25 protein-coding genes and 1 riboswitch are annotated in these 20,293 nt (G+C 39.5%); of the genes, 5 read left to right on the plus strand and 20 right to left on the minus strand.

Annotated features, from left to right (window positions below):
* The first annotated feature begins 31 nt into the window (after positions 1-31).
* From rnt to priC, 3 genes are all read left to right on the plus strand, one after another.
* The gene (gene rnt / locus O1Q79_RS06280) at positions 32-691 is read left to right on the plus strand and encodes a ribonuclease T (protein ID WP_386690946.1); all 660 of its coding nucleotides are present in this window, start codon (positions 32-34) and stop codon (positions 689-691) included.
* A 151-nt stretch (positions 692-842) separates the two neighbouring features.
* Complete coding sequence (locus O1Q79_RS06285) at positions 843-2,198, plus strand: Na+/H+ antiporter family protein (RefSeq protein ID WP_386690949.1); 1,356 nt, start codon at positions 843-845, stop codon at positions 2,196-2,198.
* Between the two features lie 46 nt (positions 2,199-2,244).
* The gene (priC, locus tag O1Q79_RS06290; RefSeq protein ID WP_386690952.1) at positions 2,245-2,817 is read left to right on the plus strand and encodes a primosomal replication protein PriC; all 573 of its coding nucleotides are present in this window, start codon (positions 2,245-2,247) and stop codon (positions 2,815-2,817) included.
* Positions 2,818-2,929: 112 nt separating this feature from the next.
* Here priC and O1Q79_RS06295 read toward each other — a convergent pair whose 3' ends face one another.
* The 20 genes from O1Q79_RS06295 to ppdD all read right to left on the minus strand — a co-directional run bounded on the left by O1Q79_RS06295 (position 2,930) and on the right by ppdD (position 18,898).
* Positions 2,930-3,415 carry a hypothetical protein gene (locus O1Q79_RS06295; protein ID WP_386690955.1) on the minus strand — a complete coding sequence of 162 codons (486 nt, stop codon included), beginning with the start codon at positions 3,413-3,415 and terminating at the stop codon, positions 2,930-2,932.
* A 9-nt stretch (positions 3,416-3,424) separates the two neighbouring features.
* On the minus strand, positions 3,425-4,015 hold the full coding sequence (locus O1Q79_RS06300; protein ID WP_386690958.1) for an outer membrane beta-barrel protein: 591 nt from the start codon (positions 4,013-4,015) through the stop codon (positions 3,425-3,427).
* A 193-nt stretch (positions 4,016-4,208) separates the two neighbouring features.
* Complete coding sequence (gene panF, locus O1Q79_RS06305) at positions 4,209-5,696, minus strand: sodium/pantothenate symporter (RefSeq protein ID WP_386690961.1); 1,488 nt, start codon at positions 5,694-5,696, stop codon at positions 4,209-4,211.
* Positions 5,697-5,698: 2 nt separating this feature from the next.
* A complete protein-coding gene (locus O1Q79_RS06310; protein WP_386690964.1) occupies positions 5,699-5,983 on the minus strand; it encodes a YhdT family protein in 285 nt (94 codons plus the stop codon).
* A 58-nt stretch (positions 5,984-6,041) separates the two neighbouring features.
* Entirely contained in the window at positions 6,042-7,388 is a 1,347-nt protein-coding gene (accC, locus tag O1Q79_RS06315) for an acetyl-CoA carboxylase biotin carboxylase subunit (RefSeq protein ID WP_386687232.1), read from the minus strand.
* A gap of 68 nt (positions 7,389-7,456) precedes the next feature.
* Positions 7,457-7,921 carry an acetyl-CoA carboxylase biotin carboxyl carrier protein gene (gene accB, locus O1Q79_RS06320; RefSeq protein WP_386693362.1) on the minus strand — a complete coding sequence of 155 codons (465 nt, stop codon included), beginning with the start codon at positions 7,919-7,921 and terminating at the stop codon, positions 7,457-7,459.
* A gap of 171 nt (positions 7,922-8,092) precedes the next feature.
* On the minus strand, positions 8,093-8,554 hold the full coding sequence (gene aroQ, locus O1Q79_RS06325; RefSeq protein WP_386690967.1) for a type II 3-dehydroquinate dehydratase: 462 nt from the start codon (positions 8,552-8,554) through the stop codon (positions 8,093-8,095).
* Positions 8,555-8,633: 79 nt separating this feature from the next.
* Positions 8,634-9,629, minus strand: a complete 996-nt coding sequence (gene menC, locus O1Q79_RS06330) for an o-succinylbenzoate synthase (RefSeq protein WP_386690970.1) — start codon at positions 9,627-9,629, stop codon at positions 8,634-8,636.
* Positions 9,616-9,939 (minus strand): nucleotidyltransferase domain-containing protein, encoded by a 324-nt coding sequence (locus O1Q79_RS06335; RefSeq protein WP_386690973.1) that lies wholly within the window; start codon positions 9,937-9,939, stop codon positions 9,616-9,618. The genes menC and O1Q79_RS06335 overlap by 14 nt, the downstream gene beginning before the upstream one ends.
* Positions 9,921-10,358, minus strand: a complete 438-nt coding sequence (locus tag O1Q79_RS06340) for a nucleotidyltransferase substrate binding protein (RefSeq protein WP_386690976.1) — start codon at positions 10,356-10,358, stop codon at positions 9,921-9,923. Before O1Q79_RS06340 ends, O1Q79_RS06335 begins: the two co-directional genes overlap by 19 nt.
* Positions 10,359-10,415: 57 nt before the next feature.
* Positions 10,416-11,273 carry a 1,4-dihydroxy-2-naphthoyl-CoA synthase gene (gene menB / locus O1Q79_RS06345; protein WP_386690979.1) on the minus strand — a complete coding sequence of 286 codons (858 nt, stop codon included), beginning with the start codon at positions 11,271-11,273 and terminating at the stop codon, positions 10,416-10,418.
* A 51-nt stretch (positions 11,274-11,324) separates the two neighbouring features.
* Positions 11,325-12,086 (minus strand): 2-succinyl-6-hydroxy-2,4-cyclohexadiene-1-carboxylate synthase, encoded by a 762-nt coding sequence (gene menH / locus O1Q79_RS06350; protein ID WP_386690981.1) that lies wholly within the window; start codon positions 12,084-12,086, stop codon positions 11,325-11,327.
* Positions 12,087-12,210: 124 nt separating this feature from the next.
* Positions 12,211-13,578 (minus strand): alanine/glycine:cation symporter family protein, encoded by a 1,368-nt coding sequence (locus O1Q79_RS06355; RefSeq protein WP_386690982.1) that lies wholly within the window; start codon positions 13,576-13,578, stop codon positions 12,211-12,213.
* A 90-nt stretch (positions 13,579-13,668) separates the two neighbouring features.
* A riboswitch (glycine riboswitch) is annotated at positions 13,669-13,792 on the minus strand.
* 193 nt (positions 13,793-13,985) lie between these two features.
* Positions 13,986-14,252, minus strand: coding sequence for a GNAT family N-acetyltransferase (locus O1Q79_RS06360; protein WP_386690985.1), 267 nt, complete (start codon positions 14,250-14,252; stop codon positions 13,986-13,988).
* 2 nt (positions 14,253-14,254) lie between these two features.
* The gene (gene yacG, locus O1Q79_RS06365) at positions 14,255-14,455 is read right to left on the minus strand and encodes a DNA gyrase inhibitor YacG (RefSeq protein ID WP_132301902.1); all 201 of its coding nucleotides are present in this window, start codon (positions 14,453-14,455) and stop codon (positions 14,255-14,257) included.
* Positions 14,439-15,068 (minus strand): dephospho-CoA kinase, encoded by a 630-nt coding sequence (gene coaE / locus O1Q79_RS06370; RefSeq protein ID WP_386690988.1) that lies wholly within the window; start codon positions 15,066-15,068, stop codon positions 14,439-14,441. The genes yacG and coaE overlap by 17 nt, the downstream gene beginning before the upstream one ends.
* 25 nt (positions 15,069-15,093) lie before the next feature.
* Positions 15,094-15,756, minus strand: a complete 663-nt coding sequence (locus tag O1Q79_RS06375; RefSeq protein ID WP_386690991.1) for a prepilin peptidase — start codon at positions 15,754-15,756, stop codon at positions 15,094-15,096.
* 32 nt (positions 15,757-15,788) lie between these two features.
* Complete coding sequence (locus tag O1Q79_RS06380) at positions 15,789-17,009, minus strand: type II secretion system F family protein (RefSeq protein WP_386690993.1); 1,221 nt, start codon at positions 17,007-17,009, stop codon at positions 15,789-15,791.
* A 9-nt stretch (positions 17,010-17,018) separates the two neighbouring features.
* Complete coding sequence (locus O1Q79_RS06385) at positions 17,019-18,422, minus strand: GspE/PulE family protein (protein WP_386690995.1); 1,404 nt, start codon at positions 18,420-18,422, stop codon at positions 17,019-17,021.
* 2 nt (positions 18,423-18,424) lie between these two features.
* Entirely contained in the window at positions 18,425-18,898 is a 474-nt protein-coding gene (ppdD, locus tag O1Q79_RS06390; protein WP_386690997.1) for a prepilin peptidase-dependent pilin, read from the minus strand.
* Positions 18,899-19,021: 123 nt separating this feature from the next.
* Between ppdD and ampD the strand changes: the two genes are divergently transcribed.
* Both ampD and O1Q79_RS06400 read left to right on the plus strand, forming a co-directional pair.
* Complete coding sequence (ampD, locus tag O1Q79_RS06395; protein ID WP_386690999.1) at positions 19,022-19,567, plus strand: 1,6-anhydro-N-acetylmuramyl-L-alanine amidase AmpD; 546 nt, start codon at positions 19,022-19,024, stop codon at positions 19,565-19,567.
* A 3-nt stretch (positions 19,568-19,570) separates the two neighbouring features.
* Positions 19,571-20,221: an HAD family hydrolase gene (locus tag O1Q79_RS06400; protein ID WP_386691001.1), complete on the plus strand. Its 651-nt coding sequence runs from the start codon at positions 19,571-19,573 to the stop codon at positions 20,219-20,221.
* The last annotated feature ends 72 nt before the right edge of the window (positions 20,222-20,293 follow it).

Raw genomic sequence — 20,293 nt, forward strand, 5'->3', positions numbered from 1 at the left:
GTTACATTTAACTAACGCACCCTTTTATTTTATGACTGAACAACATCAAACAATAGATTATAATTTGCTCAAAAATCGCTTTCGTGGTTATTATCCTGTCATTATTGATGTGGAAACGGCAGGGTTAAATTGTCAAACCGATGCGTTATTAGAATTAGCTGCGATTACCTTAAAAATGAACGAACAAGGTTTACTTGAGCTTGATCAGACATATCATTGCCATATTAAGCCCTTTGACGGTGCATTAATTAATCCTGACTGTATGAAAATTAATGGTATTGATTTAGATAACCCGTTGCGTCAAACTGTCGCTATTTCGGAATTAGATGCTGTTACTGGCTTATTCCAAATGATACGTCGGGGACAAAAACAGGCAGATTGTCAACGTTCTATTATTGTGGCACATAATGCGGCTTTTGATCAGGGATTTTTAATGGCAGCAGCAGCACGTACTGGAGTAAAACGAAATCCGTTCCATCCGTTTAGTACTATGGATACCGCTAGTTTAAGTGGGTTAATGTTCGGACAAACCGTCTTACTGAAAGCTTGCCAAGTGGCAAACATTCCCTTTGACCATAAACAAGCGCATTCTGCTTTATATGATACCGAACGTACCGCAGCATTATTTTGTTATATGGTGAATCATCTTAAACAGCTTGGTGGTTTTCCACATATTGCTGCTATAGAATAAAGAATTATTATTTTCTACCGCACTTTATTGAATATTTATCATTTTATTCATAAAAGTGTGGTTATTTTTATAAAAATTTTCTACTTCCCCTAGACAAATTCATTTTTTTTAGTACATTTAAATACTCATTATTTACCTAAGGACATAATATATGCTGACGAATCCAGTTGTCATTTCCATTATCGTATTACTCATTCTGAGTTTATTACGTATTAACGTCGTGATCGCTTTGGTTATTTCTGCATTAACTGCAGGTTTAACAGGTAGTCTCGGACTTTCCAAAACCATTGAAGTATTTACTGGGGGATTAGGCGGTGGTGCCGAAGTAGCAATGAACTACGCTATTTTAGGTGCATTTGCCGTGGCTATTTCTAAATCTGGTATTACTGATTTACTGGCTTACAAAGTAATTAAGCGTCTTGGCAAGCAGCCAAGCGGTAGTTCTGTGGCAGGATTTAAATATTTTATCCTTGCCGTCCTAGTAGCATTTGCCATTTCGTCTCAAAACTTACTCCCAGTACATATCGCTTTTATCCCGATTGTGGTACCGCCATTATTAAGCATTTTTAACCGCTTAAAACTTGACCGCCGTGCGGTAGCTTGTGTACTCACTTTCGGTTTAACTGCGACCTATATGCTATTACCCGTAGGCTTTGGTAAAATTTTTATTGAAAGTATTTTGGTCAAGAATATCAATGAAGTCGGGGCTAACTTAGGCATTCACACCAGTGTCGCTGAAGTTTCTATGGCAATGGCAATTCCAGTGACTGGCATGATTTTAGGCTTATTATTTGCTATTTTTGTGAGCTATCGCAAACCGAGAGAATACGTGGTTACTACCGCAGAACCCACCACAGCAGAAATTGAACAGCATATTGCTAACATCAAACCTTTTCATGTATGGGTGAGTCTTGCAGCTATCGTGGTTACTTTCTCCCTACAATTATTCACCAGTTCAACTATTATCGGTGGTTTAGCCGGTTTAATTATCTTTGCCGTGTGCGGTATCTTCCGCTTAAAAGAAAGCAACGATATTTTCCAACAAGGGTTACGCTTAATGGCAATGATCGGCTTTGTGATGATTGCTGCATCGGGGTTCGCTAATGTGATTAACGAAACCGGTGGTGTAACACAGTTAGTAGAAGTCTTCAGTCAAGGCTTTGGTCAAGATAATAAAGGACTAACGGCACTCTTAATGTTATTAGTGGGATTATTTATCACCATGGGTATCGGTTCATCATTCTCTACAGTACCGATTATCACGTCCATTTATGTGCCATTATGTATTGCGGTAGGTTTCTCGCCATTAGCCACCGTTTCTATCGTAGGCGTAGCAGCCGCTTTAGGGGATGCCGGTTCACCTGCATCTGACTCGACCTTGGGACCAACATCTGGTCTAAATGTGGACGGCAAACACGATCATATTTGGGATAGTGTCGTACCAACGTTCTTGCACTACAATATTCCATTAATTGTGTTCGGCTGGATTGCCGCTATGGTTCTTTAACACCTTTTCCCCCTAATGAATATTAGGGGGATTTTCCCACAAAAATATGAAAAATCATACCGCACTTTTACATCAACTCGCCCAATATCTGCATGATCTTGAGAACAATGCCTCACATCTCAAAGAAAAAACCGTTTACAACAAATTCGATCCCATGCTATTTAGTGAGAATTTTCAGCCTGTTGATTTCTATTTAAATGAAATGCAACAATGTTTCCAGCAACTGCAACGACTTAGCGAACAAGATCAGGCTCAATTTGCCTTTTTCACAGAAAAACTGGTCGCACAATACACCGCATTACAAGATGCCATTCGCTTATTACAAACACCGCAAACTGCGGTGGAAAATAAGCCGGTTTTAAACAAGCGTGATCAGCTACGTCAACAAATTGAATTACTGCCGCCACGTGAGAAATTGGTCAAATATTATGAGGCACTACATGCACTCAATGAAAAACTGGCACAGCAAGAAATTGAACTTAGCCTTGCCACCGCAGAGCAAAAAATGGTTATTGAGCAACAAATTACAAGTACCAAACAACGCCGTGAACGCTGTTTAAGTGCGATTGAATTATTGGAAGAATATTTGGCGTTTAAGGATAGTTTGGAGAATGAATAAGCCCTGCACTTACGTACAGGGCTAATTAAATAATGATGCTCCGCATCTCAACACAGCTACGGAGTAGCGTCACAATGCTTAACCTAGCACGTAAGTGCTAGGTTTTTCAGGATTATTTTTTCGATTTACTTCTTTTCGTTTTCTTTACTTTTGACGTGTTGGGAGTTGCCACTTTTTCAGGCGAATTATCCAAACTCAAACTGACGCCGACTTGTTCTGGATGAATGGTATACATTCCACCATTAAATGGATCCACGGCTAAATAACCAATCAATCCACCAAAAACAAGATTTCCACCGATATACCAGCCATTTGGTTTAGTTTCAAGTTGATAAGTTTGTGGCTGATAGCCCGCTTTAGTAAAGGTGATCTTATATTCTTTCTTGCCAAAATATTTCCCTGTACTCTTTTCAAGTTGTACCTTTGATGGCGTTACACCTCGAAAAACCACCATATCTTGTTCATCTTGTACAACAAAATTTGCACCATCTGGATTACTCGAAATTGGCAAGGTTTGGGTTTTATCCCCAACAATCGTCGCACAACCAGTTAAGGCGATCGTAGATGCCATGAAGCTCGTTAAGATAAATTTTTTCATATTCTCCCCCTAGAAATGATAACTATACGTCAAACTAAACGTGTTACTTTCTGCAACAAGCTCATTAGTACGTTGATGAGGAGCATCTGCAAAAGTATATTCCACCCCAATGACAGAATGACTATTTAACGCATATTTTGCACCAATGCCATAAATAAAGTGGCTAGTCGTATCCCCATCGATATAACGATCAATAGATGCATCTGAATCAATCTGAGCCACATCTATGCCTAATTTAACATAAGGTACAAACTGCTCAGTAACCTTATAACCTTGTAAATACGCAAGACTCGTGCTGTATTTTTCTTTAAAAAGATCAACACCATCTATGCCTGATTTAGAATGACTAATACGAAGTTTTGCTTCAGCTTGGCCCACAAACTTATCATAGAACGTAAAGCTATAACCGCCTAAGATCTCAAATCCAACGGCATAAGAACCTGATGTGGAAAAACCAGTATCATTCGATACATCAAATTTAGAGGTATTCAAACCGCCTCCCAAAAACCAGCCTTGATAAGGATCAGAATTATCAGCCAAAGCAATATTAGATGCCCCTAAAAGTGCGGTGAGTAATGCAAGTTTTTTTAGATTAGTCATGGTGACTCCTTAGTAAAAATGAGAAAAATAGACCTAATTCATCCTTCAAGTTCAGCACAAAATCCTTTAAAGATGATTTACAGCCCTTGATTTACTTTGTATGTCAATACAAAGTAAAAGCAGTATACTGCTGAAAAAAATCGCCCTGTACTCACACACAGGGCGATTAACATAATGAAAATAAGTCTATCTTTTACACGGTTTTTTCTTTCCTTGTACCAAACCGATTACCCACTAAAAACGCCATTAACCCCCACACCAAAGACGGCACAATTTCATGGAATTTACTGAATAATTTAATCCCTTGTACCACATATTGCAATGCCTCAGGCAAGGCTGCTAAATCTACGCCTTTTAACTGCACCAACAAAATATAACAGGCCAAGCCAGTAACCATAGAACTAATCGCCCCAGTAGCATTCGCTTTATCCCAATAAATCCCCAATATAATCACCCATAAGAAAGCGGCTTCTAATCCACCAAAGGCGAACAGGTTGAGCCAAATAATCATATCAGGTGGATTTAAGGCGGCTAATACTAATAGAACAGTAATAGTTAGCGTAATGATGGAAGAAAACCAACTGATTTTTTTCTGGTTGGTTGCCATTTCAGGATTTGCTGATAAATACAGATCTTTGACGAAAATAGCCGAAGATTGAATTAATTGAGCATCAATAGTGGACATAATCGCTGACATGGGGGCCGCCAAGAAAATCCCTGCCACAATGGGTGGTAACACTTGTAACATCAAGGTTGGGATCACTTGATCGGGAATGGTTAGATCCGGAATAACGGCTCGTCCTAACGCACCAGCCAAGTGCATGCCTAACATAATCACGCTAAGAATAATGGTGCCAATTAACATGCCACGGTGTAAAGCCTTACTGTCTTTAAAGGCCATACAACGCACAGCGGTATGAGGCAAGCCCACCACGCCAAAGCAGACTAACACCCAAAATGACGCCATAAATTGAAAGCCTAACATGTCATTGGGGCCATAAGGACTGACTAACTGCGGATCGATTTCGGTTAATTTTTGCACCGCACTTTCTGGCCCACCAGTGGCGTAAATCACCGCACCAAGTAAAATCAAGGTACCTAAAATCATCACCGTGCCTTGAATGGTATCCGTCAGCACCACAGCTCGGAATCCGCCGATAAAGGTATAAATACCGACCGTGGCCGCAAAAATTAATAATGCACTGGTATAAGAAATCCCGATCGTAGTAGATAATAATCTTGCTCCACCGATAAATTGCGTCATCATGGCGGCGAAGAAAGCAATTAATAAAGCAATGCCAGCAATCCAAACTAACCATTTATTTTTATAACGATAAAGCAATAAATCATTAATGGTTAAAGCGTTACTTTCTCGAGATAACAAAGCAAATTTTTTGCCTAATGCTCCTAATGCTAACCAGACCGCTGGCACTTGAATCATGGCAAGTAAAACCCAGCCTAAACCATATTTATAGGCAGCCCCTGGTCCGCCGACAAAGGAACTAGCACTAGCATAAGTAGAGGCTATGGTCATTGCTAATACAAAGCCAGTCATTGAACGATTACCTACATAATATTCCGTCAGAAAATCGCCTTTTTGCCGTTTAATATAGGCGTACAATGCTGCCCCAAAAACAAAGACTAAATAAATAATAAGTGGAAAAATAATACCTAAATTCATGGTTAAATGTCCTTGTGAGAAGAAGGGGCTGAAGTGCGGTCTTTTTCCGTTGAGATTTCTAATTCAATATCTTGGTAAACAATTTTAATTAACCAATAGGCGACCACAATAAACAAGATGGGTAAATAAATACAAGAGAGTTCAAACCAAAGCGGAAAACCTAAAGGTCCAGCACTATTATCGGGTAAATAAGCACATACACACCAGCCGATCATATAAGCAATGGTTAACCCTAATGCCCAACGAGCTTCTTTGGCAGCTTGCTTGTAACGTTGTTGTAATGTCATTTTCGTTCCTCACAAAAAAAGTGGATCATGATGATCCACTTAATTACGCTATTTTGCACTATTCAGCAATACCTAATTTTTTCTCCAAATAATGGATATTTGTGCCACCTTGTTGGAAATTTGCATCATCTAAAATTAGATGATGTAATGGAATATTGGTTTTAATTCCATCAATGATAGTTTCTGATAAGGCATTTTGCATACGGCGAATCGCTTCTTCACGGGTATCCGCATATACAATTAATTTTGCAATCATGGAATCGTAATGCGGTGGTACAGTGTAACCACCATAAACATGAGAATCCCAACGTACACCCAATCCACCAGGGGAATGTAAATGCACCACTTTACCTGGTGATGGTAAAAACGTTTTTGGATCTTCCGCATTAATACGACATTCAATAGCGTGACCTTTGACTTTAATATCTTCTTGTTTAATTGAAAGCGGTAAACCTGATGCAATGCGTAACTGCTCTTTCACCAAGTCCACGCCCGTGATCATTTCCGTCACTGGATGTTCTACCTGAATACGAGTATTCATTTCAATAAAATAGAACTCACCATTTTCGTACAAGAACTCAAAAGTACCCGCGCCACGATAACCAATTTCCACACAAGCATTAGCACAACGTGAACCAATATCACGGCGAACTTCTTCGCTAATCCCTGGAGCTGGAGCTTCTTCTACTACCTTTTGGTGACGACGCTGCATGGAACAATCACGTTCGGCTAAATATACCGCATTACCATGTGTATCAGCCAAAACTTGAATTTCCACGTGGCGTGGATTTTCAAGATATTTTTCCATATACACCATATCATTGTTGAAAGCTGCTTTCGCTTCTGCTTTGGTCATGGCAATACTTTCTTCTAGGCTTTCCACATTACGCACCACTCGCATACCACGACCACCACCGCCACCAGAGGCTTTAATGATCACTGGAAAACCAATACGTTTGGCAATTTCTTTATTTTTTGCCATATCCGAGCCTAATGGACCATCAGAACCTGGTACACAAGGTACGCCTGCTTTTTTCATGGCGTTAATGGCAGATACTTTATCCCCCATTAAACGAATGACATTGGCGGTCGGTCCAATAAAGATAAAGCCAGAACATTCTACCTGTTCGGCAAAATCTGCATTTTCAGACAAAAAACCATAACCAGGGTGAATTGCATCTGCCCCCGTCACTTCAGCTGCCGCGATAATAGCTGGCACATTTAAATAGCTTTTGGTTGATGGAGCTGGTCCAATACAAACTGTTTCATCCGCTAATAAAACGTGTTTTAAATCACGGTCGGCGGTGGAATGTACCGCAACGGTTTTAATGCCAAGTTCTTTACAAGCACGTAAAATACGTAAGGCAATTTCACCACGGTTGGCAATAACCACTTTTTCTAACATAAGATTATTCCAATTTAAAATTGATAAGATAAAAATAATGGGCTATCGCCCAATTATTTTAGAAAATACTATTCAATAACGATTAACGGTTCATCAAATTCAACCGCATCACCGTCATTAATTAAAACAGCTTTCACCACACCCGCTTTATCCGCTTCAATACGGTTCATCATTTTCATTGCTTCAACAATGCAAAGTGCATCACCAACTTTCACAGACTGCCCTACTTCAACGAATGCTTTCGCATCTGGGCTAGGGCTACGATAGAACGTTCCCACCATCGGTGAACGCACTACATGACCTGACACTTCTTCAACAGCTGGAGCAGCAGATGCAACGACTGGTGTCGGTGTCGCCACTGGAGCAACCGCCGTAGGAGCTGGTGCTTGTGTTGGAAGATGATATTGCACCGCTGTAGGTGCTGGCGTACCACGGCTAATACGAACAGATTCTTCCCCCTCAGAAATTTCTAATTCCATAATGCCTGATTCTTCTACTAATTCGATCAATTTTTTGATTTTACGAATATCCATTGCCATAATGTAGATTTCCTAAAAAATAATGTAAAATAGACCGCACTTTAGCATCGTTTTTGCGAGCTAAAAGTACAGTGAAAAGTTTGTGTCTTTTGCGGAAGCAAGATTACCCGAAAAAATTGCTTTTGGCGACTGTTTTATGCGATTTTATGCAAATTTTGCGAAATTTCAACGATTTTCTGCTTTTTTTGCCAAAAACTGTACTGCAAAGTCTAACGCATATTCATAACCTTTTGCCCCTAAGCCACAAATCACGCCCTCAGCCACATCACTAAAATAAGAATGATGACGAAATGGCTCACGTTTGTGAATATTAGACAAATGCACTTCCACGAAAGGAATCGCCACTGCCAACAGGGCATCACGTAATGCTACACTAGTATGCGTATAAGCCGCTGGATTAATAATAATAAAATCCACTTGCTGAAAACTCTGATGAATTTTATCAATCAATTTTTCTTCGCTATTTGCCTGAAAACAAGTTAAATTTACCCCGCACTTTTCAGCATGTTGTTGTAAATCTTGTTCAATTTGTACTAGCGAAAGCGAACCATAATGCTTTGGTTCTCTCGCCCCCAACATATTTAAATTTGGACCATTTAACAGCAAAATACGTACAGATTGCAACATAATCTTATCCTTTTTTGTAACGTTCGCATTATAATGTTTTTTTATAAAAACTCAGCTTAATAAAATGTGGTCTAACCTTTTAGATCGCCACTTTGGCAATAAATTGTGAATCTAAATCAATAACGGGCAATGTCGAACCCTGCCATTGACGAACAATTTGATATGCCATTAAGTCTAAGGTATCTAACCCAGGTGTAACATTCGGCGTATATTGTTGAGCAATACGAGCTAACTGGGTTAAGCCAAAACTACTTTCAATAGACGAACTAATCACCGCTTTTAAACCACAAGCATGAGCTTGCTCAATCAATTTGACACATTTTTGCAAACTTCCCACCAAGGTTGGCTTAATTACAATGGCTGCCAAATTTGGCTCAGCTTGCACCACAAAATTAGGCTCACGCACTGATTCGTCCCACGCAATAGCAATACCCGTTTCCTGTGCAAACTGACGGCTTTCATCGCGGGTTTTACAGGGTTCTTCTAAAAATTGAATACGATTTCTATGTTCAGGTTTGACATACTTTGCAAACATTGCGGCTTTGGTTAGTGTCCAACTACGATTAGCATCAAGACGCAAATATAAATCGGGAATGGCTTCCAGCAACATATCTGCAATTAATCCATCTCGATTAGCTTCGTACATACCCACTTTAATTTTAGCAACTTTTTCACCTTGCATTTGATTTAACGGCTCATAAAGTTCATCAGGATCACCATAACATAACGGTGCTACTTGATAATTACCTTGTTCACCCAATTTGCCTTTCAATTCCGCCAAGGCAACACTCAAACCAAACGCCACTGACGGATAAAGTTCATCATCATTTAACGGTAATTTCTCATCACAAGAACGTGCTTGATCCCATTTTTTCAACCAGTCAATCGCTTGACTCTGTGCCTGCTCTAGGGTTTCTTGGCTAAATTCAGGCAAAGGGGCAATTTCTCCCCAACCTTCATTTTCACCACATTTCACTTGCACTAATAAGCCTTCCCGTTTTTTTAAAAAACGATTGCGGAGAATGAGTTGGCTATCAACAGGAATGTTGTAACGGTATAAATTATAAGTTCTCATTGTTTTCTCTTTGATAAAAAACCTGTCCGAATTGGTCGATTTGAGCGATAAAATCAGGATTGGTTAATAAATGATAGACGGAAATGTCAAATAAATAAGGGGAATAGGAATCATCTAAATCTAGCCACACTTTACCACGGGTGTCTTGCGTTACCTTTTCGCCTTTCAAAGTTAAATCAATATCAGATCCTTCACGATAATTTCCTATCGCTCGAGAACCGTAAATAATCGCCTGTTCGATCTCAGGATATTTTCGCAAAATGTCATGAATCTGTTTAATTGATTTATCGCTTAATCCAAAGTTTGGCATAGTTTTTCAACTCGTTGTTCAAATTGAAGTAATAAAGGGAAATATTGCGTAGTGATTTTTTCAAACTCTTGATTTAACAGCGAAATATTATAGGTATGTACCGTGAGATTTCGGGTTTCAACCATATCCATCCAAACTTCGCCCTGAGAAATATAACCTAAATTAAAGGCTTCACGAGTTGCCGTTCTTGAACCCCCCTCAAAATCTCCCTCATATTGCAAAATATCTTTCATCAATTTCCACGCCAATTCGTGAGTAAATTCAAAGCGTTGAATAATGCTTTCTTGAACGATATTTTCAATCACACCATCAATTTTTTGAATAACTTCATCGCATTTTTCTATTGCTTCAGATAAACGAGCTAAGGCGTTTTTATAATGTTCAAACCGTTGTTTTAACCGAATAATTTTTTGATCCATAAACAACACTCCGTATTTCGGGCGGATACATTCCGCCCCTACCTTTTAACAATCTGATTAAGGATTGCGTTTAAACTTACTAAAATCAGGGGCTCGTTTTTCATTAAACGCATTGCGTCCTTCTTGACCTTCTTCGGTCATATAGAACAACATGGTGGCATTGCCTGCTAGTTCTTGTAAGCCAGCTTGACCATCGCAATCCGCATTCAAGGCAGCTTTTAAGCAACGTAACGCTATCGGGCTGTTACGCAACATTTCACGGCACCAACGTACGGTTTCTTTTTCTAAATCGGCGTAAGGCACTACGGTATTTACTAAGCCCATATCCAACGCTTCTTGAGCATTGTATTGACGGCATAAGAACCAAATTTCACGAGCTTTTTTCTGACCTACTAAACGAGCCATATAACTTGCTCCCCAACCACCGTCAAAAGAACCTACTTTCGGACCTGTTTGACCGTAAATGGCATTGTCTGCGGAAATAGTAATGTCACAAAGCATGTGTAACACATGACCACCACCGATAGCGTACCCCGCCACCATGGCAACCACAGGTTTCGGGCAAGTGCGAATATCCCGTTGGAAATCTAATACATTTAAATGATGCACGCCACTATCATCTTTATAACCACCGTAGTCACCACGCACTTTTTGGTCGCCACCAGAACAAAACGCTTTTTCGCCTTGACCAGTCAATACAATCACGCCAATTTTTTCATCAAAACGTGCGTCAGAAAAGGCATTAATCATCTCTTTGACGGTTTGCGGACGAAACGCATTACGTACTTCTGGGCGATTGATGGTGATTTTGGCAATGCCATCGGTGGATTTATGATAAAGAATATCGGTATAGCCCGTACTGTGATCTACCCATTCAACTGGGGCATAAAGCACATCATCTTTTGGATTTTGCATAAAAATTTCCTTGCTTGTAAGTAAACTGTTATTGTTAAAGAAGTGCGGTCATTATAACGGAAGTTTTACGATCTCAAAAGCAAAACGGCGTAATTGTTCGGCGAACGCATCGGGATTTTCTAAATGAGCATTATGCCCTGCTTGGGGGATCTGACAAAACATTAACCCTTTTGCTGTTGCCATTTGGTTGAATTTTTGATCCTGCTCCCCCACCAAATAATAAATAGGTAAATCAGTAGATTGCACACTTGAACTAAAATCAGGTTGTTTGGCAAGGCTAGTTGCTAATAACATTTTACCGATATTTTCACCGCAGTTTGCCACACGTTTAGCGATTAAATCGGCACGTTGTTGTAAAGTTAAATGTGCAAAGACTGGCTGTTGATACCAATCCTGTAGCACCTTTTCAGGGTTTTCTGTCATAAAGCGTTTTGCCCATTGTTGATCGCTTTGCCAACGTTGCTGCTTTTCTTGTTCGCTATGCAAGCCTAAATTGGCACCTTCTAAAATTATCCCTTGCAAATTGCCCTTTTCGCATTGAGCTTGTAAAGCATAGTACAACGCAATCCGTCCACCTAATGAGTAACCTATTAAAATATAAGGCTTATTTTGAATTTTTTGACAGATTTGTTGCGAAATAAATTGTGCTGTTTGCTCAAAATCTGCCACTTCAACATGTTTATTTTCACCATGTAAAGGCAAATCCAATGCCACACAATCAAACTGCGGTGCGATTTTGCTGAGTTTTTTAATCACGATTTGCCAATCGGCTTTGGTGCCAAGCAGACCGTGTAGGAAAATAAGAGTTGGCATATTATTATTCTCTTTTGCCCTGCACTGGCGTACAGGGCTATCTATGTAACGATGCTCCGCATCTTGAACAAACAGCTACGGAATAGCGTTATTTGCTTAACCTAGTACGCAAGTACTAGGCTCCCTACTCCGCTGTTTCATTTAATTCGCCTGTCTTCAAACGCTGAAAATAATCTTTAGTTTCGTCAATAATCACGCTACGTAACCCAATCAATGCTATCAAATTCGGAAACGCCATTAAACCATTGACAATATCGGCTAAAATCCAAATGGTCTGTAATTCAATAAAGGCACCGCAAGCCACTAATAAAATGAAAATCGCACGATACAATTTAATACCACGAATATCAAACAGATACACAAAACAACGTTCGCCATAATAGCACCAACCTAGAATGGTGGTAAAGGCAAAGAATAACAAACCAATTGTCACAATGGTTGCCCCAATGCTTGTGCCTAAACCCTGTGCAAAAGCTAAATTCGTGGCTGCCGCCCCTTCCACAGTGCCATTCCACACGCCCGTGATCACTAACACTAATCCCGTCATGGAACAGACAATAATGGTATCCAGAAACGTCCCCGTCATGGAGATTAAACCTTGACGAACGGGTTCTTTAGTCTGTGCAGCCGCCGCTGCAATCGGTGCAGATCCCAAGCCTGATTCATTAGAAAAAATCCCCCTAGCTACCCCTGCTTGAATCGCTTTCATGACGGTTAATCCTAATACTCCACCAAGGGCAGATTGCGGATTAAAAGCACTTGCTACGATTAATGCTATGGCTGCAGGTACTTTATCTGCATTCAGGACTAAAATCACGCAAGATGTTGTTACATATAAAATTGCCATAAACGGCACAATTAATGTGGAAACAGTGGCAATGCGTTTTACTCCCCCTAAAATAATAGCCGCCACCAGCACCGTCATTACCGCAGCAGAGATAACCACTGGCACGCTAAACGTATCTTGCATTGCATGGGTGATAGCATTAATTTGTGGGAATGTTCCAATCCCAAACCACGCCACTAACACCCCAAACACAGCGAATAATTTAGCCAGCCATTTAATCCCAAGTCCACGTTCAATATAGTACATCGGACCACCCGCCATAAAGCCGTTTTTATCGCGTACACGGTATTTCACCGCTAACAAACCTTCGGCATATTTGGTCGCCATGCCAAGTAAAGCGACCAACCACATCCAAAACATCGCCCCTGGTCCACCCGCCTGAATAGCTGTAGCAACACCGACAATATTTCCTGTTCCGATAGTGGCAGAAAGTGCGGTACAAAGTGCAGCAAAAGCAGATACATCGCCCGACTGCCCATTGCCTTGCTCACGTTTAAACATATAGCCCAACGCCCTTGGCAACTGCACAATTTGAATAAAACCAAGACGCAAGGTTAAATAAAGCCCCGTACCTGATAACAAAATTAGCAACGGTGGTCCCCAAATAAAGCTATCAATAGTGGATAATAATTCTGAAATTAACATAATGATTCTCGTAAAAATTTAAACAATTTATTACAAGGCAGCGGAAAGCATTGAAGAATACGCCCCAAACAGCGTAAATACTGGAATTGTCTTTCTGCCCCTGTCCTTTTGCCTGAGCGTTTGAAGTGTTTGTTTTACAACAAAAATCACTCTTTCGCCTTCGGCGTTCCGTTACATTACTTTGAATGTACGAAATCTCTCCAAGGGTTCGTCCACTAGCAGTCCTTGCTGACATTATTCTTAATAGTCAGCACCTGAAAGATTTTACCTCGTCGGTATAGGGTCAATTCCCTATTCTCCAACTAGCTTCAACCGAACTAATTTTTACTTTATTTCATCAAGAAAAAAGTGCGGTCAATTCTAGCAAAAATTTTGCAAAATTCAACCGCACTTTACCTGTTTTGTGCTTATTTTGTTTCTCGTTCCCATTTTCTCGCAATATAGCTACAACTTGGTATCAAGTTTAGATCTTTTTCCCGAATAAACGCTACCAATGCTTGATATAACTTATCCGCCACACCTTGCCCTCGCAACACTTCTGACACGTAAGTATGATTGGCATTAATGGTTTGCTTATCCACGAAAAAATAGGTTAATTCAGCGATCTTGTTGCCATTATCGTCTAAAACAAAAAATTCGCCTTGCTCATTGTCCTGTTGGTGTTGAATATTCATGTTTATTTCACCCAGTCTTCTGAAAACTCACTACTTTCAGCAAAATCTGCCGTTTCACAAGGAATAGCTTTTTCTTCTGCTGCCCATTCGCCTAAATCAATTAATTGGCAACGTTTACTGCAAAAAGGGCGATACGCACTTTCAGGCGACCAAACCACAGGCTTTTTACAAGTTGGACACTCTACGCTAAAAGTTTCTGCCATTTTTCTTCTCACTTAATTGTAAATAATATTGGTGTAATTCTAGCACTTTTTGGCGAAGTTCGCTCTCAGTTTGTGCAAAATCCCCATCATTATTAATCACATCATCTGCGACCTTTAGGCGTTCATTTCGGCTTACCTGAGTATTGATAATTTGTTGAATTAATTGGCGTTTATTATTATCCCGCTGACTGGCTCGATCTAATTGAATTTCAGGCAACACGTCCACGACTAAAACCCGATCACAAAGTTCCGTCAAGTTATTTTCAATTAATAATGGCACCACAAATAACACATAAGGGGCGATTTGAGCTTGTAGTTGAACTAACATTTCTCGGCGAATAGCGGGGTGCAATAAATTATTTAACCAATTTTTCTCGCTTTCGCTGTTGAATACTTTTTCACGTAACGCGGAGCGGTTAAGTTCACCTGTTTCAGTGAGAATTTCACGCCCAAAATGTGCGACTATTTGGCTTAACAAGGGCGATCCTTTTTGCACCACCTGGCGAGCTACTACGTCCGCATCTATCAATGGCACACCAAGTTCTGCAAAAAGATTAGCAATGGTGGTTTTGCCACTGCCAATACCGCCTGTGAGTCCGATGATGTAGGTCATTTATTCTCCGCTCGTGATTTTTTCGCTATCCTACCATATTTGACCCTAACATAAAAACCTGCCCAATCACTAAAAACGGAGCAAAAGGCAAATAATCTATTTTCTCCCCTTTTAGCCATTTGATTCCTGCAAAAATCAACCCCGAACAACACGCCACAAAAATCAAATATGGTAATTGTTGCCAGTCATAAAAACTGCTTAATGCTGCGATTAGCCAATAATCACCACGTCCCAAAGCATCTTGATGATAATAACACTGTGCAAGATAAAAAATCAGATAAAACGCTCCAAACCCAATTAACAGGCTTTGCAGAGATTGTTCAAGGGAAATAGGCGTAAATTGAAAATATGCACCCGATACACCTAATGCCATTAAACATTGGCAATGTGTTACTGAAATAAATTGATAGTGTCCGTCAATTTTGGCAATTAGAAATAATAGCACACCCGAAGTTAGCCAAAATAACGCTTGTATTGGGTTAATAAAATAATAGGCGTTTAACCCAAAGAATATCGCTCCAACCCAAAAATACAGCCAAAATCCACCGCACTTTATCGGCATTAAACGAGAGTTTTCAGGGCAAACCTGCGGTGCATTGTCAGGAAAAAGATCCGCATAGCTTTGATAAATTTCTTGTTGAATTTGTGTGGCTAAATTTTGCAAATAATAACGTACAAGGGTTGCCACAATGCCACCTAAGAGAAAAAATCCAAGTATTATCATTGAATTAACGAACCCATATTAAAGATCGGCAAATACATTCCCAACATAATCAAACCAATCAGTCCACCAATCACCACCATTAACAATGGCTCTAACATTTGTGAAAGCAGATCAATTTTATGATCGAGCTGTTGCTGATAACTCTCTGCAATATGCAGTAACATTTGTGAAAGTTGTCCCGATTGCTCACCTACCTGCAACATTTGTTGAGCTTGCATCGGAAATAATTCTGCTCCCACTGCTACTGAAAAAGCATAGCCTTGTGTAATCCAATGAAGCATAGACTGAATTTCTTGAATTAAAGTTAAATCCCCTTGTAATTCGATCTTGTTTTGCCAAGTTTTCTTTTGGGGTAAAAATGACTGCAATGCCTGATTTAATGGCACACCTGATTTCAGCATTAAATGCAAGCCACGACAAAATCCTACCAACCTAGAAAGTTGTACAATATTGCCTAATATGGGGGTGTTAGAGATTAATTTTATTTTGAGTTGATTCAGCCAGATCGATGATTTTAATTGACGTTTAATCAGAATAATAATGCCAACAATCAGCACAGCAATTAGCCAGAAATATTGCTGTAACAGCACCGATAAAAATAATAACAGTTGGGTGAAGAACGGTAATTGAGCTTGATTATCACCATACATATCGGCAAATTGTGGCACAATAAAAATCAGTAAAAGTGCGGTCAATATCACGGAAATACCGAGTACCATCATCGGATACAACAAGATTTTCTGCAATTTTCGTTGTAATGCCACCGATTGTTGACGATGCTCGGCAATTTGATTACACACCGTTGCCAGTTTACCCGTCATTTCACCGACTTGAATTAATTGGCGTTCTTGTAATGTTAAAAATTGCCCTTGATTCTGTAATGCCTGAGAAAAAGACAACCCTGTTTCAAGTTGATTTAATAGCTGATGTAACCACAAATTTAACTGAATATTGGTACAATTTTGCAATAAAATCAATAAGCTATTTTTTAACGGAACAGAAGATTTTAATAAAATTGCTAATTGTAATAAGGTATCACAAATTTCTGCCTGATTCGGTTTAGTGGATAATTGCCAGTTTTGCTGTAATTTAATTTGCTGTAAACCTCGGTTTAATAATTGTTGACGTGCGATTTGTTCACTTTCAGCAATTAAAACGCCTTTTTGTTTTTGATTTAACCGATTAATACCTTGCCAGCGGTACATTTTGAGTTTCATTTTGTCCCTTTAATGTCCTAATACTCGTTGAATTTCCACTAAATCCGTTATTCCTTGCTTCACTTTCTCTAGCCCTGCTTGTTGTAAATGATCAACATCCAACTGATAACCTTGCTTTGGATCAGGTTGTAAAAATTGATAAATCCCGATTCGACCTTTATAGCCTTGATGACAACCACAAGAATTTTCGCTTTTTCCACCGCACTTTTGGCAACGTTTCCGAATCAGACGTTGTGCAATCACTAACAATAAGCTGTTGTCAATTTCGTGTTGCTTTATACCTAACTGTAACAAGCGTGGAATAGCGGACGGTGCGTCATTGGTATGCAACGTGGAAAGCACGAGATGCCCCGTTTGAGAAGCTCGTAATGCCATTGCGGCACTTTCTTCATCACGAATTTCACCGAGCATAATAATATCGGGATCTTGGCGTAAGAAAGTACGCAATAACCGACTGAAATCTAAACCAATTTGTGGATTGACTTGGCTTTGAATAATGCCAGACAATGGAATTTCAATAGGATCTTCCGCGGTCATAATATGTTTTTCAGGACGATTTAAATAAGAAAGTGCGGTGTAAAGTGTGATACTTTTCCCACTTCCCGTAGGTCCAGTAACTAAAATCAAGCCTTGCGGTTGATTAAGGGCGTGTTTAAAACGTTCCTGCTGATGATCATTCATACCCAGATCAGCAAATGCAAATTGTACTGGCTTATTTTGTTGCACCCGCAACACCGCTTTTTCCCCAAATGGAGTTGGTAAGGTGGAAAGACGAAAATCTAAAATATCAGAAAAGGTGGTTTTAAAATGAAAACGTCCGTCTTGCGGTAAGCGAGTTTCGCTAATATCTAGTTTGGCTAATAATTTTAAACGTGAAATCACCCTGCTAGATAATGCCAACGCAACTGGTGGTTGGTGTTGTAATACACCATCAATACGAAAACGCACTTGCAAATGTTGGCTTTGTGGCTCAAGGTGAATATCAGATGCTCGTTGCTGCAACGCACTTTCAAAAATCCGATTAAGCAACTGAATCACGGGTTCATCTGATTGTTGAGTAGAATGCTTTTCTTCGTTTAAATCTTGCTGTTGAACATGGTAAAAAACAGGGCTTTCTTGCACCATTAAAGATTGTGGAGCTAAGGCTTGCAATAAATCTTTCAATACCTGTGTTTCCAACAACACAGGTTCGATCATTTTTCCTGTTAGGAAAGAAAAGGTTTCACATGCGGATAAATTGTTGAGACTATCTAGCCCTAGCCATAAACAACGCTCATTTTCCGCTAATGGACAAGCTAAATAACGGATCAGAATGTTCTGTTGTTGCTGATTTTGTTGCCATAACTGCGGTGAAATTTGGAATATTGTTCCATCGACACTGACAACATTTGGGTTAGATAAACTGGCTTGCATGGCTAGTTACTCGTGCTAGTATTCGTGCTTGTGCTACAAAAACCCGATGGGAATAATTCAGTATTTGAACCACAGTTTGCCGTCCAAGTAACGCCCTCTTTAGCAGAACCACTAGCCGTTAATGTGTAACTTACATCACTTACACTACCATTACCGGTCACCGTAATTACCCCATTCGCCACAGAAACAGATTTTACATATTTGCCTTTTGCTGTTGTAGTATTCGCTTGAATACCATTTTGACCACCTGAGCAATTCTTAACAGCATCTTGATTATATACACAAAGTTCAACTTCCGAACGATAGGGCGCAGCAGCCTGCAATAATTCAGAAATAGCCGCTTTTTTGGTATAATTTTGATAAGACGGAATAGCAATAGTGGCTAAAATGGCGACGATAGCGATGACGATCATTAATTCAATGAGGGTAAAACCTTTTTTGAATGAAATATTGTGTGAAGTGTAGCTAAAATTCATAAATTTTCCTTACTATTAAAATAAACGAATCACACTTTGCCTGCTAGTTTAAAATTTGGCAAAATTCTGTTATTAAGTTTGGAATCAAGATCACAAAAATCACTTTTTTATAGGTAAAAACCGATGAAAAACAATAAGCCAGGTTGGCTCAAAAATATCCGCCATTTAAAATCACCGCACTTTGATAAACGCCCAGATCCGCAAGATATCTCTCTGTTGGTGATCCATTACATCAGTTTGCCCCCGGAACAATTTGGTAGTAACTTTGTGGATGATTTTTTTCTCGGTAAACTTAATCCGACTGCACATCCTTATTTTAAAGAAATTTATCAAGTGCGTGTTTCGGCACATTTTTTCATTGAGAGGAATGGACGAATTACACAATATGTAAGCCTACAAGATCGTGCATGGCATGCAGGTTTATCCAATTTTCAAGGACGTGATAAATGTAATGACTATTCTGTAGGAATTGAACTTGAAGGGAGCAATGAGCAACCTTTTAGTGAGCAACAATATGCAAAATTAACTCAACTTACTCAGCAAATTATGGCATTATATCCACAGATCACCACAGATAGAATTGTAGGGCATTGTGATATTGCACCAGAGCGAAAAATTGACCCTGGGCAATATTTCGAATGGGATAAATATTTAAAATCATTAGGATAAATTATGACAATAAAACATGTAATTTTTGATATGGACGGTGTGTTAGTGGATAGTGAACCTTTTTGGGCAGAATCCCAAATTGAAACCCTAGCACAATATGGCGTACACATTAGCGAACCGGACTGCGAAAAATATACGTGCGGTGTACGAGTAGATGAATTAGCGACAATTTGGTGCGAAATGTTTAATCTCCCCATACAAAGTACCGCACTTCGTAACCAAATTGTGAATACTGTATGCCAAAAAATTACTGATAATGGACAACCTATGGATGCAGTGTATGAATTATTAGACTTTCTAAAAGATAAACACATTCCGATAGCCTTAGCCACATCATCCGATCGTCAAGTCATCAAAGCCGTTTTTGATAAATTGAATTTTTGGAGTTATTTCCCGATTCAATGCACGGCAGCAGATGAAGAACTGGCTAAACCCCATCCTGCGGTTTATTTAAGTGCTGTCAAAGCCTTAAATGCCAAGGTGAAAGATTGCATTATTATTGAAGACAGTGTAACGGGTTTAATTGCTGCCAAAGCGGCGAACGTGCGTACATTTATCGTAAATGAAAAATTTAATGATGAACGTTTTGCTATTGCGGATGAAAGAATGGCATCTTTGAGAGATGTGTTGATAAAACTGAAAATGGAGTTGTAATCCAAACAAAAGGCTATTCCCATTCAGAATAGCCTTTCTTATCTCACAAACTGCAGTGAAAATCTACAACGT

The organism is Lonepinella sp. MS14434, from assembly GCF_042468235.1.
Taxonomy (GTDB): Bacteria; Pseudomonadota; Gammaproteobacteria; order Enterobacterales; family Pasteurellaceae; genus Lonepinella.